16 protein-coding genes are annotated in these 13845 nt (G+C 69.9%); all 16 read right to left on the reverse strand.

From position 1 onward, the window contains the following. Positions 1-20 precede the first annotated feature (20 nt). The gene (gene def / locus L0U85_RS04105; protein ID WP_241376485.1) at positions 21-572 is read right to left on the reverse strand and encodes a peptide deformylase; all 552 of its coding nucleotides are present in this window, start codon (positions 570-572) and stop codon (positions 21-23) included. Positions 573-777: 205 nt separating this feature from the next. After that, positions 778-1443 carry a hypothetical protein gene (locus tag L0U85_RS04110; protein WP_241376486.1) on the reverse strand — a complete coding sequence of 222 codons (666 nt, stop codon included), beginning with the start codon at positions 1441-1443 and terminating at the stop codon, positions 778-780. 2 nt (positions 1444-1445) lie between these two features. Further along, positions 1446-2120 (reverse strand): hypothetical protein, encoded by a 675-nt coding sequence (locus L0U85_RS04115; RefSeq protein WP_241376487.1) that lies wholly within the window; start codon positions 2118-2120, stop codon positions 1446-1448. Between the two features lie 2 nt (positions 2121-2122). Then, positions 2123-2869: a hypothetical protein gene (locus tag L0U85_RS04120; RefSeq protein ID WP_241376488.1), complete on the reverse strand. Its 747-nt coding sequence runs from the start codon at positions 2867-2869 to the stop codon at positions 2123-2125. Positions 2870-2871: 2 nt separating this feature from the next. Beyond that, positions 2872-3750 (reverse strand): ABC transporter ATP-binding protein, encoded by an 879-nt coding sequence (locus tag L0U85_RS04125; protein ID WP_241376489.1) that lies wholly within the window; start codon positions 3748-3750, stop codon positions 2872-2874. After that, positions 3747-4112, reverse strand: coding sequence for a GntR family transcriptional regulator (locus L0U85_RS04130; protein WP_241376490.1), 366 nt, complete (start codon positions 4110-4112; stop codon positions 3747-3749). The genes L0U85_RS04125 and L0U85_RS04130 overlap by 4 nt, the downstream gene beginning before the upstream one ends. Before the next feature lie 478 nt (positions 4113-4590). Beyond that, positions 4591-5064, reverse strand: a complete 474-nt coding sequence (locus L0U85_RS04135; protein WP_241376491.1) for a VOC family protein — start codon at positions 5062-5064, stop codon at positions 4591-4593. A 63-nt stretch (positions 5065-5127) separates the two neighbouring features. Beyond that, positions 5128-5886, reverse strand: coding sequence for a DUF72 domain-containing protein (locus tag L0U85_RS04140; protein ID WP_241376492.1), 759 nt, complete (start codon positions 5884-5886; stop codon positions 5128-5130). 33 nt (positions 5887-5919) lie between these two features. Further along, positions 5920-7809, reverse strand: a complete 1890-nt coding sequence (locus L0U85_RS04145; RefSeq protein ID WP_347177351.1) for a primosomal protein N' — start codon at positions 7807-7809, stop codon at positions 5920-5922. Between the two features lie 91 nt (positions 7810-7900). Next, positions 7901-9094 carry a methionine adenosyltransferase gene (gene metK, locus L0U85_RS04150; protein ID WP_241376494.1) on the reverse strand — a complete coding sequence of 398 codons (1194 nt, stop codon included), beginning with the start codon at positions 9092-9094 and terminating at the stop codon, positions 7901-7903. Positions 9095-9211: 117 nt separating this feature from the next. Next, a complete protein-coding gene (gene coaBC / locus L0U85_RS04155) occupies positions 9212-10402 on the reverse strand; it encodes a bifunctional phosphopantothenoylcysteine decarboxylase/phosphopantothenate--cysteine ligase CoaBC (protein WP_241376495.1) in 1191 nt (396 codons plus the stop codon). Between the two features lie 10 nt (positions 10403-10412). Beyond that, positions 10413-10685, reverse strand: a complete 273-nt coding sequence (rpoZ, locus tag L0U85_RS04160) for a DNA-directed RNA polymerase subunit omega (protein WP_199035329.1) — start codon at positions 10683-10685, stop codon at positions 10413-10415. A gap of 30 nt (positions 10686-10715) precedes the next feature. Then, positions 10716-11318, reverse strand: coding sequence for a guanylate kinase (gene gmk, locus L0U85_RS04165; protein ID WP_241376496.1), 603 nt, complete (start codon positions 11316-11318; stop codon positions 10716-10718). 20 nt (positions 11319-11338) lie between these two features. Next, complete coding sequence (gene mihF / locus L0U85_RS04170) at positions 11339-11662, reverse strand: integration host factor, actinobacterial type (protein ID WP_241376497.1); 324 nt, start codon at positions 11660-11662, stop codon at positions 11339-11341. Positions 11663-11807: 145 nt separating this feature from the next. Continuing rightward, positions 11808-12725, reverse strand: coding sequence for an orotidine-5'-phosphate decarboxylase (gene pyrF, locus L0U85_RS04175; protein WP_241376498.1), 918 nt, complete (start codon positions 12723-12725; stop codon positions 11808-11810). Positions 12726-12744: 19 nt separating this feature from the next. Further along, positions 12745-13830 carry a quinone-dependent dihydroorotate dehydrogenase gene (locus L0U85_RS04180; RefSeq protein ID WP_241376499.1) on the reverse strand — a complete coding sequence of 362 codons (1086 nt, stop codon included), beginning with the start codon at positions 13828-13830 and terminating at the stop codon, positions 12745-12747. Between the last annotated feature and the right edge of the window lie 15 nt (positions 13831-13845).

Genomic DNA, 13845 nt, shown 5'->3' on the forward strand with positions numbered 1-13845 from the left:
CTTCCTCGGCGGGAACCGGTCTAGGACTTGAAGAAGACGCCCCGGCTGTCGTGGGGCGAGACTTTCACCTTGACCTGATCGTTGTACCAGTCCTGGGCCTGGATCTCGGCCATCGCGGCCTTGCGCCGCTCGGAGTCGAGCCGGTCGACGAAGATGATCCCGTCGAGGTGGTCGGTCTCGTGCTGGAGGCAGCGGGCCATCGTGCCGGCGCCGACGATCTGGAGCGGGTCGCCGTACTCGTTGAAGCCCTTGGCGATCACGTTCTGGCGCCGCACGGTGTCGAAGTACAGTCCCGGCAGCGACAGGCACCCCTCGGGCCCGTCCTGCTCCTCCTCGTCGGGGAATTCCAGGAGCGGGTTGACGATGTGGCCGACGACGTCGTCCACGTCGAAGGTGAACACCCGCTTGCTGACGCCCAGCTGGGGCGCGGCGAGCCCGGCGCCGCCCTCGTCCCGCATGGTGTCCAGCAGGTCCTTCACCAGGCCCCGCAGTTCCTTGTCAAAGGTGTCGACTTCCTCGGCGGCGGTCCGCAGGACCGGGTCGCCGTAGATGCGGATGGGCTGGATCGACAATGTGCTGACCTCTCGATGCTTGAACTGGCCGTCCTCCAGTGTCCCACTCGCCCGAGAATTCGCGTGAGGGGTCGGTGCGGGTTGTGGCGCGCGGCCGCGACACCGGACCGGAGGCCAGCAAAAGGCCCGCCACCGCGCTGGCCGCCGCGCAGGCGACCAGGACGGCCACGGCGAGCGGCACCTCGGCTGCGAGCACCCCCATGGTTCAGGCCCGCTTCGGCTGTACCGGTGCGTCGCGCAGCAGGAGCACGAAGACGGCGGCCAGCGCGGCGGCGAGGCCGACACCGGCGGGCGCCCACTGCGGGAACCACCACTGGCCGTACTCGAAGGCCATGCACGCCAGGGCCAGGACCCCAGACGCCACGAGCAGGGGCATCGCCTTGGCGTTCCCGCCGCGCCACCGCACCTCGACGGCGCCGAGTGCCAGGCCGGCGCAGCAGTACAACGGGGTGACAAGGAGGTACCGGGAGGCGGTCGCGGCCGTCTCACCCAGCGTGAAATGGGGACCGGCGACGGCCGACAGCAGCGCGTGCTCGGCGAGCAGTCCGACGGCGACGACGGCGATCGCGGCGGCCGACAGCAGGGCGCCGAACACCGAGAGCGAGACGGTGGCCTCACGGCGGGTCAGCCCCATGGCGAGACCCGCCTGGAAGAAGGTGTGGACCGTCAACCCCGACCAGATGGCGACGAACCATTGGAAGACCGATGCGGTGATCCTCCAGGCGCCGATTTCTATGACGTCGGCGAAGACCAGTGAGATCGCGAAGGTGACCGGGAATCCGGCGATCACCCACCAGCGGAAGTCGCGGGCGGCGCGGGTGAACAGCCGGACGCCGAGCCGCTGGCTGCGTTGCGTGAGGAGGACGGTCATGGTCAGGCCTTCTTCAGACTCATCGGAGCGCGGCGGAGCACCGCCCAGGTGAGGGCGAGGAAGACCGCCGCCAGCGCCACGTCGAGCGGGGCGAGCATCACCTCCGGCGACGGATAGGACAGTAGGACCGTCGCTCCATCGGAAGAACTGAGGGCGATGGGGATCTGCCGCAGCAGCAGAACAGCGAACAGCAAGCCGGTGAGCCGCCCGAGGCCGAAGCGCAGTGACACGGCCCCGGCCGCGGCCCCCGCCGCGAAGTAGACCAGCGGGCGGATCAGCGATTCGGTCCAGTTTCGGCCGTAGAAGAGGGAAGCGGTGCCGGTGATGCGGTCCTGGACGAATACCCCGGCCTGCACCAGCAGGGCCGATCCGACGACCACCACAGCACCGAACAGCGCATACGAGATCAGCAGCTCCCGGCGGGTGATGCCCGAGATGACGGCGGCCGGAAAGGACCTGTACAGGTACACCCAGCCTACGGCCGCCACCACGAACGGCAGCACCGTGAACACCAGGTTCGCGTACGCCTTCGGCTCCGCGGACGCGAGGTCCACGACCCACTCGGCGAGCAGGAGGGCCGCCAGCGCCGCCGTCGTCCACAGCCCGAAGGTCGAGGCGAGTTCCGCCGAGAGCCGTGCGGCGACGCGGTATCTGCGGTTGCGGAGAGTGGATTCCATGGCTACGCCTGCTTCGCGCGGATCTGGGTTCCAAGTAGGATGCCGCGGACGATCCAGGCGCCCGCGGCGACGGCAACGAGGACGACCGCGACGGCCTGCCACGTGCCCAAACCGTTGGCGGCGCCGGTGACCGCGCTGGCCCAGCCGGGGCCCCACACCTCGGTCCGCATCAGGGCGCCGTCGAGCGCGAGGACGACCGGGACGACGGGCACCAGGACGAGCCAGCCCCAGTCGGACCGGTAGGCGGCGGCTCCGATGATCGCGCCGCCCGTGAAGTACAGCAGGTAGACCAGCGGATATCGGGCCGAGAACTCGAGCGCGGCCCCGACCGAGTCGAGCCGTGTTTCGCCGCCGTCCCCCTGGAGTGTCTGACTCCAGTCGAAGGCGCTGTAGAGCGCGTGCTCGCCGAGGAACATCGCGATCGCCAGCGCCCCGAGCGCGGCGCTCCACAGCAGCCCGAACCAGCCGAGGGAGACGGCCAGCTCCCGGCGGGTCACGCCCTGGGCGATCATGCCCGCCAGCAGCGTGTAAAGGAATATTCCGGAGACGATCGCGGTGAAGATCTTGCCGGAGTTCGCGGCGATGTACCACGCGGAGATGTCGATCGAGCGGTACTGGGCGATGATCGGCGGCAGCGCCGAGGCGAGGACGACGACCGCGGCGATCCAGCCGGAGAAGTATTTGAGCGCTCCGCCGCCCAGCGCGAACCCGAGGGTGTGGCGGCGGTTGGCGAGAGTGGTGTCGGCCATGGCTAGGCTCCCGTCCGGTCGGGGTTCGTCAGGTGGATGAAGAGGTCTTGGAGGCCCACCGGCCCGATCTCGACGCCGGCCTCGACGACTCGCTCTCGCGTCTGGGGGTCCAGGGCGCTGGCGACGGTGACGCTCTTGGTGCCGCCGAGGCGCTGCTCGGCGAGGACGTTGAGTCCGGCGGCGGCGGTGTCGACCACGTCGGCCGGTCCTGTGAGGGTCGCGCCCATGTTCTGGAACGCCTCGACGTCCTCGTGGCGCAGGATGCGTCCCTTATCGACGATGACGACCTCTTCGAGGTAGTTGGCGACCTCGTTGATCAGGTGGGTGGAGAGGATGACGGTGTGGGGCCGGTCGATGTACTCGGCGAGCAGCTCCTTGTAGAACGCGTCGCGGGTGGGCGCGTCCATGCCGAGGTGGACCTCGTCGAACATGGCCAGCTCGGCTCGGGCGGCGAGGCCGCAGACGGCGCCGAGGACCGAGCGCTTGCCTCGGGAGAGGTCGCGGACCTTCTTGCGCAGCGGGAGCTCGAAGCGCTCGGCGAGTTTGAGCGCGTAGTCGCCGTCCCAGTCGGGACGCAGCGAGCCGGTCTCCAGAGTGGCCAGCACGGTCTCCGAGTCGTCGAAGTCGCCGCCTTCGCGGACGAGGGCGACCCGGGAGACGACGTCGATGTTCTCCCACACGGGCCGGCCGTCGACGAGGACCTCGCCGTTGCTGGGCTTTCGGAAGGCGGCCAGGAGACTGAGGAGGCTGGTCTTGCCGGCCCCGTTGCGGCCGAGGAGGCCGTAGATCTTGCCGGCTTCGAGGGTGAGGCCGACGTCGGAGAGGGCTTCGGTGTCGCCGTATTTCAGCGTCACGTCCCGGAGGCTGACGGAGAAGCTCATTTCGGGGCGCCTTCCTGGGCTTGTAGGTAGTCGATGATGTCGGAGAGCCCGATCCCGGCCTGGCGGGCCTCGCGGACGAGCGGTTTGAGGACGTCGTCGAAGAAGCGGGCACGGAAGTCGCCTGCCAGCTTCTCGCGGGCGTCGTCGGCCACGAACATGCCTACGCCCCGCTGCTTGTACAGGACGCCTTCGTCGACCAGTTCCCGGAACGCCTTCTGGGCGGTGGCGGGGTTGATCTGGTAGAACGCCGCGTACTGGTTCGTCGACATGATCTTCCCTCCCGGCTCGAGTGATCCGTTGAGGATCTCGGCCTTGATCTGATCGGCGATCTGCCGATAGATCGGCGCGCCGTCATCGAACATCTCGCCTCCTTTGCTCGCTTGCGCCTCCGCGGGCGCCGCCGTGATTGGTTCATTGGCTCAGTGGTTCATTAGTTGACTAATGAACCATAGCACAGATTCGTCCGGGGTCGTCAAGGCCGAGACGTGTTCCTCGTTCGGGATCACTCCGACGGCGAACCTCGACCAGGACGGCGGCGTCTGGCCGACCTCCCACGCGCCGAACCGGGTTGAGCGCAGCCGCCGAAGCGGCGCTGATCGAGCTCGTTCGTGAACCAGGCAGGAGCCGTAGGCCCCATTCGGCGATCTCGGTGTTCGACAGGCCCTTCGCCGCGCGCTGGAGGACCTCCCGCTCGCGACCACTCAGGTCCAGGATGCCCTGGCGCTGTTCGCCGGCCGGGCCGACGAGGCGGCCAGGCCTGATCGCCTCGGAGAACTGCAACGCGTCAGTGCGGGCGACCAGGCTGCGCGGTTCCCTTGCGCGGGGATGCCGCGGTGCCGCTCACTTGCCGTCGTAGGCGTCGCGCATCGCCTGGAGGTCGATCTTCTTCATGGCGTACATGGCCTTGGTCGCCCGCAGCGCGGCTTCGGCCGGGCCCTTGAGCATCTGATCGGCCTCGGCCGGCCAGATCTGCCAGTTCACGCCCCACTTGTCGGCTACCCAGCCGCACTGGATCTCGCTCCCGCCCTTGTCGAGGATGGCCTCCCAGAGCCGGTCCACCTCGGCCTGGTCGTCGCAGTTCACCAGGAGCGACATCGCGTGGCTGTGCTGGAACTCGCCGCCTCCGTTGATGCCGGTGAACCGCTGGCCGAACAGCTCGAACTCGACGACCATGGTGCTTCCGGGCTCGCCGGGGCCGGCCTCGGAGTAGGGCTGGGTGCGCAGGATCTTGGAATCCTCGAACAGGGAGCAGTAGAACCGCGCCGCCTCCTCGGCCTCGGTGTCGTACCAGATGTTCGTGACGATCTTCTGCATGGCCTCGTCCTTTCCACGTTCGGTTCGGGTCGCATCAGTCAGGACGACGCGGGGAGCGCGATTTCATCGGTCTGCCGCCGCCGGAACCGATCGGTCCTGTTCGCGCATGAGCTCGGCGAACCGGAAGGCGTTCCGGACGGCCGCGCCGCCGGGGTCGTTGTTGAAGTAGACGTAGCAGTCGGCGCGCTTCGGCCACTCGTCGGTCAGGCGGCCGCACCACGAACGCAGGGCCTGGTCGCCGTAGCTCGGCGGCGGCCTCGCGGTACCCTCGTGCAGCCGCAGGTAGGCCCAGGAGGCGGTGCGCCACAGCGGGGCGGCGGGGCGGCCGAGCCGGTCCGCCCAGCACAGGGCGGCATCGCGGTCGGACAGGACAGCGCGGATCTCGTCGCTCCACCACGACTCGTGCCTGGGTTCGACTGCGACGCGCACCCGGTCCGGGAAGCGGTCGAGGCAGGCGTCGAGGAGTTCGGGGTCGGCCTGGAGGGTCGGCGGGAGCTGGAGCAGGACGGGGCCGAGCCGGTCGCCGAGGCCGCCGGCGGCTTCCAGGAGCCGCTTGACGGGCTCGTCGGGCTCGCGCAGTCTTTTGACGTGGGTGAGGAAGCGACTGGCCTTGACGGCCATGGCGAAGCCCTTCGGCAGTTGGGAGCGCCAGGACCTGAAGGTTTCGCGCTTCGGGAGCTTGTAGAAGGTGCCGTTGTTCTCGACGGTGGCGAAGCGGGAGCCGTAGTGCTCCAGCCAGCGGCGCTGGGCGAGCTGCTCGGGATACAACACGCCCCGCCAGTCGTCGTACTGCCAGCCTGAGGTTCCTACGAACACGGGCATCCGGTGGAGGTTTCCAGAATCGCGCCGAGTATGTCAGGCGATGGCCCTCGGGTCGATCTGGACGCGCACCGGGTCGGCCTTTGCAGCCGCGCGTTCGGCGCTCGCGCGGGCCAGCGCGCCTGCCAGGGCGGCCCCGTCGCGGCGGCGGATCCGCAGGAGGAGGCGTTCGTTGTGCTCATCGACCGGGATCGGCCCGATGGCCTCGACTCCCAGGTCGGGCGGCAGGTCTGCCGCGAGCTTCTCCGGCGCGCCGTTCGAGCCTGTCAGGGCGGCCATCTTCATCGCCGGGGGGAAGCCCAGTTCGGCTCGCTCGGCCAGTTCCCTGGACGCGAACCAGGCGGGGTCCCAGCGCAAGAGCGCCTGGACCACGGCCAGTCCGCCGTCGGCGACGACCACGGCCGTCCCGTCGGGGCGGGCGAGCGCGACGGCGTTCATCCAGCGTCGCAGCGCCTCCTCGGAGGCCGTCAGGTCGGCGCGAGTGAGCAGCGCCCACGTGTCGAGCAGCAGCACGGCCCCGTAGCCGGCCGGGGCCGGCGGTTCGACTCCCGGCGTCGCCACCACGACCGCCGGACCGTCCGGTGCCGCCTCCAGGCGGTTGGGGCCGGTGGACTCGACGACCTCGGCGCCGGGAAACGCCTGCGCCATCTCCTCGGCGGTGCGCTCCGCTCCGATGACGACGGCGCGGACCTGGTTCGACCCGCACTCCCGGCAGCGGTGGCCCTCGGCGGTCCTGCCGCACCATCCGCACACCGGCGAGCGCCTGGCGCCCATGAGGCGCAAAGGGCCCGAGCAGTGAGGGCAGGCGGCGCGGGTCCTGCACCGCTGGCAGGAGACCGCCGGGACGTACCCGCGTCTCGGAACCTGGACCAGGACAGCACGGCGCTTCGCTAGTGCCGCTCGGGCCGCCTCCCAGGCGACCGTAGGCAGTCGGGCGGTGCTGCCGGAGGGGTCGCGGGCCAGGTCGGACTCGTCCCCCACAGGGACGATGCGCGGTGATGCCGAACGGATCTGGTCTCGGGACGCGGTCATCGAGACTGCCCACTTCGTCTCCACGAGCAGCTGCGCCTGCGGCGTGCGGGCGTGGCCGCCGACGAGGCACGCCGCGTCGGCGAGTCCCGCGCGGGTGAGCAGAACCTCGCGGGCGTGCGGGTAGGGCGCGTGACGGTCGACGTGGGATTCGTCGCCGTCGTCCCAGATCGCGACGAGGCCGAGCTCCGGCACGGGCGCGAAGGCCGCGGCCCTGGTGCCCGCGACGATGCGGACCTCCCCGCGAACGGCCTTCAGGAACGCCCGGTAGCGCTTGGTGGGGCCCATCTGGGCCGAGAGCGTCACGTGGCGCCCCTCGCCGAGCATGGCGGCGAGGGCGGCGTCGAGCCGGTCGAGGTCGTCCTGGTCGGGGACGACGAGCACGGCTCCGCGCCCGGCGGCGGCCGTGGTGGCGGCGGTTTCGGAGAGCCGGGCCGGCCAGTCCTCGCCGGGCAGGGCGCTCCACACCGTCTTCGGTGATTTTGCGGCGCCGAGCGCGCGCAGGAATGCCTCGCCGGCGATATATCTCTTCCAATGATGCTGGGTGGGGGCGGCCACCGGCAGCCGCTCCCGGGGCGGTTCCTCCTCGACCTTCTTGCGCCGTTCGGGCACCGCGAGGCGCAGCACGTCGGCGAGGGTTCCGGCGTAGCGGTCGGCCACGGCCCGGGCGAGGCGCGCGACCTCAGGTGTCAGGACCGGCTGCGGGGAGACCAGATCGGAGATCCACAGCAGCTTGCCGTCGAAGTCGGTCTCGCGCTTGACGGCGATGACGTAGCCGCCGATCTTGCGGCGTCCGAATCGGACTTTGACACGGCAGCCGGGGCGCACGGCGTCCAGGAGGTCGTCGGGGATGCGGTAGTCGAAGAGCCGATCCAGCTGCGGCAGCGGCTGGTCGATGCAGACCGCTGCGATCGCCGGGAGCTCGGACATAGACCAGTTCTACCAGGTGGTGGTGACGTTTTCGCGTGCGCCCGAATTGGGGCCCGATCTAGTTGACGGCTTCCTTCAGTGCTGCTGCGCGGCCGGTCGACTCCCAGGTGAACTCCGGGAGCTCGCGTCCGAAGTGGCCGTACGCGGCGGTCTTGGAGTAGATCGGGCGGACCAGGTCGAGGTCGCGGATGATCGCCGCGGGCCGCAGGTCGAAGACCTCGCGCACGGCCTTCTCGATGCGCGCGGGGTCGACGCTCTCGGTGCCTTGCGGGTCGACGGCGATGCTCACCGGCTTCGACTTGCCGATGGCGTAGGCGACCTGCACCTCGCAGCGCTCGGCGAGGCCGGCGGCGACGACGTTCTTCGCGACCCAGCGGGCGGCGTACGTGGCCGAGCGGTCGACCTTCGACGGGTCCTTGCCCGAGAAGGCGCCGCCGCCGTGGCGGGCGTAGCCGCCGTAGGTGTCGACGATGATCTTGCGACCGGTCAGGCCGGCGTCGCCCATGGGGCCGCCGATCTCGAAGCGGCCGGTGGGGTTGACCAGGAGCTTGTAGCCGTCGGTGTCGAGGTCGAGGCCGGAGACGACCGGCGAGATGACGTGCTCGGCGACATCGGGCGCGAGCAGCGAGTCGAGCGAGATGTCCGGGGCGTGCTGACTGGAGACGACCACGGTGTCGAGGCGCACGGGCTTGAGGCCCTCGTACTCGATCGTCACCTGGGTCTTGCCGTCCGGGCGCAGGTACGGCACGGTGCCGTCCTTGCGGACCTCCGTGAGTCGCTGGGACAGCCGGTGCGCCAAGGCGATCGGCAGCGGCATCAGCTCGGGGGTCTCGCGGCACGCGTAGCCGAACATGAGGCCCTGGTCGCCGGCGCCCTGATAGTCGAGCTCGTCGAGGTCGGTGCCGTCCACACGCGATTCCCAGGCCTTGTCGACGCCTTGGGCGATGTCGGGGCTCTGGCCTCCGATCGAGACGTTCACGCCGCACGAGGCGCCGTCGAAGCCCTTCTTGGAGGAGTCGTAGCCGATGCGGAGGATCGTGTCGCGCACTATGCGGGGGATGTCGGCGTACGCGCGGGTCGTCACCTCGCCGGCCACGTGGACTTGCCCGGTGGTGATGAGCGTCTCGACCGCCACCCGGCTCATCGGGTCCTGGTCCAGCAGGGCGTCCAGGATCCCATCGGAGATCTGGTCGGCGATCTTGTCCGGGTGGCCTTCGGTGACCGACTCGGAGGTGAACAGGCGACGTGCCACGGCACTCCTCAACACACATCCACGCCGCGCAGCGGCGCTATTCGACTGACTTCGCAGCTCACAAGTCTATGCGTTCCAGATCATCCCACCAACTCGGCACGCGGGGCCGAGGCGGTGTCAATCCAGTCCACCAGCCGGGAGGCGCGCTGCGACCGCGTCCCAGACGGCGTCGGCCACCGACTCTTTGCTGGTGCGCACCAGAGTGTCGACTTCGCCGCGCTCGTCGAAGATCGTGACCGAGTTCTCCGAGGCGCCGAACACTGCGCCTCCGGAGACGTCATTGAGCACCACCAGATTAGCGCCCTTCCTGACGCGCTTGGCCTGGGCGTGCTCGGGACCGTCGTGGGTCTCGGCGGCGAAGACGACCAGGATCTGGCCCTTCTCCTTGCGCTCCCCCACCGCGGCGGCGATGTCGGGCGTGGAGGCCAGGGCGAGGTCGACGTCGCCCTCGCGCTTGAGCTTGCGGTCCGAGGCCTCCTTGGGCCGGAAGTCGGCCGGGGCGGCGGCCAGGACCGCGGCGTCGCAGCCGCGCGCGGCCTTGACGGTGGCGTCGAAGAGCTGCCCGGTCGTCCCCACCCGGTGGACCTCGATCCCCGCGGGCAGTGCCGCGTCGACGTGCGCGGCGATGAGCGTGACCTCGGCGCCGCGGGCGGCGGCGGAGGCGGCCAGCGCGATGCCCTGGCGGCCCGAGGAGTGGTTGCCGATGAAGCGGACCGGGTCGATCGCCTCGCGCGTACCGCCGGCGGTGACCAGGACGCGGCGACCGACGAGGTCTTTGGCCGGTGAGGTCAGGAAGCCTTTGAGCAGTGCGAACAGCGATTCGGGCTCGGGCAGGCGGCCGGGTCCGGTGTCGGCGCCGGTCAGGCGGCCCGAGTCGGGCTCGACGACGTGGGCGCCGCGCTCGCGCAGCGTCGCCGTGTTCGCCCGCGTGGCGGCGTGCTGCCACATCTCGGTGTGCATGGCGGGAGCGAAGACCACGGGGCAGGTCGCGGTCAGCAGCGTGGAGGTGAGGAGGTCGTCGGCGCGGCCGACTGCGGCTCGCGCGAGCAGGTCGGCGGTGGCCGGGACTACCGCCACCAGGTCGGCCTCGCGGCCGAGTCGGACGTGCCGGACGTCGTGGACGTCCGCGAACACGCCGGAAGCCACCGGGTGGCCCGAGAGGGCCTCCCAGGTGGCTTCACCGACGAACTTGAGCGCCGCCTCGGTGGGGATCACGGTCACGTCGTGACCGGACTCCTTGAGGAGGCGGAGCAGGGCGGCCGCCTTGTATGCGGCGATGCCGCCCGACACGCCCAGAACGATGTTCAACCCGGGCGTCCTACGCCTCGGGGTCGTCGAAGGCCTTCGTCTCGAGCAGGCCCTTGTCGAGCTCGCGCAGCGCGATCGACAGCGGCTTCTCCTCGGGAGTGGTCTCGACCAGCGGGCCGACGTACTCCAGCAGGCCTTCGCCCAGCTGCGAGTAGTAGGCGTTGATCTGACGGGCCCGCTTGGCCGCGTAGATCACCAGCTGATACTTCGACTGGCTCTTCTCGAGCAAGTCGTCGATCGGCGGGTTGGTGATGCCGACGGGTTCTGCGACAGTCCCTGACACGTTAGTTCCTTCGTGTGCGACTCATGGTGCTCAGATGGCTCCGGACTTCACTGTTGCCGGAGAACCAAGCAACTCTACCAGTTCGGAGGCGGCCTGTTCGATCGAGACGTTCGTGACCGTGTGATCGAACTCAGCCTCGGCGGCGAGCTCGGACCTGGCCGCCGTCAGGCGCCGGTCGATGGTGGAGGCGTCCTCGGTCCCCCGCCCGGTGAGCCGGCGGACCAGCTCTTCCCATGACGGCGGTGCCAGGAAGACCAGTTGCGCGTCCGGCATGGCCCGCCTGACCTGGCGGGCGCCCTGGAGTTCGATCTCCAGCAGCGCCGGCAGTCCGGCTTGCAGCTGCTGTTCGACGGGGCCGCGGGGGGTTCCGTACAGGTTCCCCGCGTAGGAGGCCCATTCGAGGAATTCCCCCGCGGCGATCATCGATTCGAACCGGTCGGTCGACACGAAGTGGTAGTCGGCGCCGTCGACCTCACCCGGGCGCGGTCTGCGGGTCGTGCAGCTCACGGAGAGCCATACCCACGGGTAGTACTCCTGGATGAGGGCCTTGACACTGCCCTTGCCCACCCCGGACGGACCGGAGAGGACCGTCAGGCGCTGGGCCGGGGCGGCGTGCAGTCTATCGATGCTCACTCGACTACTACTACCCGAACTTAGGCCTGGTCGCCCTTGAATTCATCCAGCAGAGCGGCACGCTGGTGCTCGCCCAGGCCGCGGAGGCGGCGCGAGTCGGCGATCTTGAGCTTCTCCATGATCTGCAGCGCGCGCTTGTCGCCGATGCCCGGGAGGGCCTTGAGGACGGCCGAGACCTTCATCTTTCCGGAGATGTCGTCGGTCGCAGCGGACTTGAGGACCTCTTCGAGGGTCTTCTCACCCGACTTCAGCTTCTCCTTGAGTTCGGCGCGGGCCTTGCGTGCAGCGGCGGCCTTCTCGAGGGCTGCGGCGCGCTGTTCCGGTGTCAGTTTAGGGAGCGGCACGGGGTCTCCTTGCAGTCGATGGTTTCGTCCCTCTGGACCTTGATCTGCTGGTATCGCCAAAGCATACCCAGCTCGGGAAAGGTAACCCCACCTTCCGACACGCCTGCGACCGGGGGTGGGGCAATTCGCCCGGGACCGGCGATGATCACTCTCCGGTGGCGGCCCGGCACTCGTCCTGGAGCGCCTCGATGGCGCTGCGAATGCTCGCCTTCGCGGGCCCCGGCTGCGCGATTTGTCGCGAATATGACGGAATTGCGAAGTTCACCGCGGGACCGAGAACGCGCGGTAGGTCACTTGGGCGCCCCCCCTGCGCTCCCATGCCCGGAACCAGGATCGGTCCGTTGAATTCGGACAGATCGTGAGCGGTGTCACGTTGTTGAGCCGTCGTGTGGGTGATTCCGTAAGTCGACTCACGCAACCTGGCCTCGCCCTCCGTGGCGCAGGCACCGACCGTGGCTCCCATGACCACGCCGAGCGAGCCGAGTGGATCGGCGTCGCCGTTGAGCGCGGCGACCTCGTCGATGATCCCCTGGGCGACCGACTTGCCGTCGCGGCGCTTCGCCAGCTGGACCTGCTTGCCCTCGGGGTTCGAGGTGCGGGCGAGGATGAACACGCCCTTGCCGTGGGCGGTGGCCAGATCGAAGGCAGGCTGCAGCGAACCGGTCCCGAGGAAGGGACTGGCGGTGATGGCGTCGACGACCAGCGGCGAGGCCGGGTCGAGGTAGGCCTGGGCGTAGGCGGCCATGGTCGAGCCGATGTCGCCGCGCTTGCAGTCGAGGATCACCAGCGCTCCGGCCCTGCGCGACTCGGCGACGACCCGCTCCAGCAGCGCGATGCCGCCGGAGCCGAAACGCTCGAAGAACGCCGACTGGGGCTTGACGAATCCGACGGTGTCGGCGCAGGCCTCGACCATCGTCATCGCGAACCGCTCGGCCCCGGCGAGGTCGTCGTCGAGCCCCCAATACTGGAGTACGGCGCCGTGGGGGTCGATTCCGGCGCAGAGCGGTCCGCGCGCGGCGAACATGTGGTGGGCTCTCGCGCCGAAATCCTTGGTTGCGGACACGGTGATTCCTTTCGAAGGGTCAGGTGCTGGTCGTGCTCGGTCGGGGGCGGCGGCCTCCCGCGGCCCACCTGCGGTAGCGGCGGACGCTCCGCCGCACCACCGACGGTCCGCCGTAGACGAAACCGGTGTAGATCTGCACCAGGCTGGCGCCGGCGTCGAACATCGCGTCGGCGTCGTCGGGCGTCATGACGCCGCCCGAGCCGATGATCGGGAGCGCGCCGCGCGTCTCACTGTGGACGAAGCGCACGATCTCCCGCGAGATGGCCGACAAGGGCCTGCCCGACATGCCACCGGGCTGGGCGGCCACGGCGTCCTCCCGCGGGTCGACCCCGTCGCGCCCGATGGTCGTGTTCGTGGCGATCACGCCCGACACGCCGGAGGACAAGCACACCTCCAGCAGCTGCGCTATGGCCGGCTCGGTGAGGTCCGGCGCGATCTTGACGAACAGCGGACGCGGGGCGCGACCGGCGGCGATCCGCTCCCCTTCGAGTCTGAGGGCGCCCAGGAGGCGGCGAAGCGCCTCGGCGTCCTGGAGCTGGCGCAGGCCCGGAGTGTTCGGGGAGGAGACGTTCACCGCGAAGTAGTCGGCGAACGGGTAGAGGGTCCGCATCGAGTGCAGGTAGTCCTCCGTGGCCGCCTCCAAGGGCGTCGCCTTCGACTTGCCGATGCTGATGCCCAGCGGGCAGTCGACCGGCGGCGCGGCCGCGAGGCGGGCCGCCAGCGCCTGGGCGCCGTCGTTGTTGAAGCCCATCCTGTTGACCAGGGCCTCGGACTTCGGCATGCGGTAGAGCCGCGGCCGGGGGTTGCCCGACTGGGCGTGGGCGGTGACCGTGCCGATCTCGGCGAAGCCGAAGCCGAGCGCGGGCCAGGCGCCGATCGCGGCGCCGTGCTTGTCCATCCCCGCCGCCAGCCCGATCGGGTTGGGGAACGGGATGCCGCAGACGGTGACGGGGGCGCTCACCCGGTTGAGCTTGATCAGGGCGTCGCGCGCCTGCCGCTGCGCGGACAGGCGGGAGAGCCAGCGCAGCGTCGTCTCGTGCGCGGTCTCGGCGTCGCCCCGACCGGCCCTGAACAGGACCGGCCGGGCCAGTTTCTGGTAGAGCATCATCTTCCGGTATAC

Origin of the sequence: Glycomyces sp. L485, from assembly GCF_022548875.1 — a bacterium.
In the GTDB taxonomy this organism is placed as follows: domain Bacteria; phylum Actinomycetota; class Actinomycetes; order Mycobacteriales; family Micromonosporaceae; genus Glycomyces.

Bases quoted from the DNA above. Each gene is read 5' to 3' on its own strand.
- L0U85_RS04110 (WP_241376486.1), bottom strand. From the start codon at position 1,443: ATGACCGTCCTCCTCACGCAACGCAGCCAGCGGCTCGGCGTCCGGCTG.
- L0U85_RS04115 (WP_241376487.1), bottom strand. From the start codon at position 2,120: ATGGAATCCACTCTCCGCAACCGCAGATACCGCGTCGCCGCACGGCTC.
- L0U85_RS04120 (WP_241376488.1), bottom strand. From the start codon at position 2,869: ATGGCCGACACCACTCTCGCCAACCGCCGCCACACCCTCGGGTTCGCG.
- L0U85_RS04125 (WP_241376489.1), bottom strand. From the start codon at position 3,750: ATGAGCTTCTCCGTCAGCCTCCGGGACGTGACGCTGAAATACGGCGAC.
- L0U85_RS04130 (WP_241376490.1), bottom strand. From the start codon at position 4,112: ATGTTCGATGACGGCGCGCCGATCTATCGGCAGATCGCCGATCAGATC.
- L0U85_RS04135 (WP_241376491.1), bottom strand. From the start codon at position 5,064: ATGCAGAAGATCGTCACGAACATCTGGTACGACACCGAGGCCGAGGAG.
- L0U85_RS04140 (WP_241376492.1), bottom strand. From the start codon at position 5,886: ATGCCCGTGTTCGTAGGAACCTCAGGCTGGCAGTACGACGACTGGCGG.
- L0U85_RS04180 (WP_241376499.1), bottom strand. From the start codon at position 13,830: ATGCTCTACCAGAAACTGGCCCGGCCGGTCCTGTTCAGGGCCGGTCGG.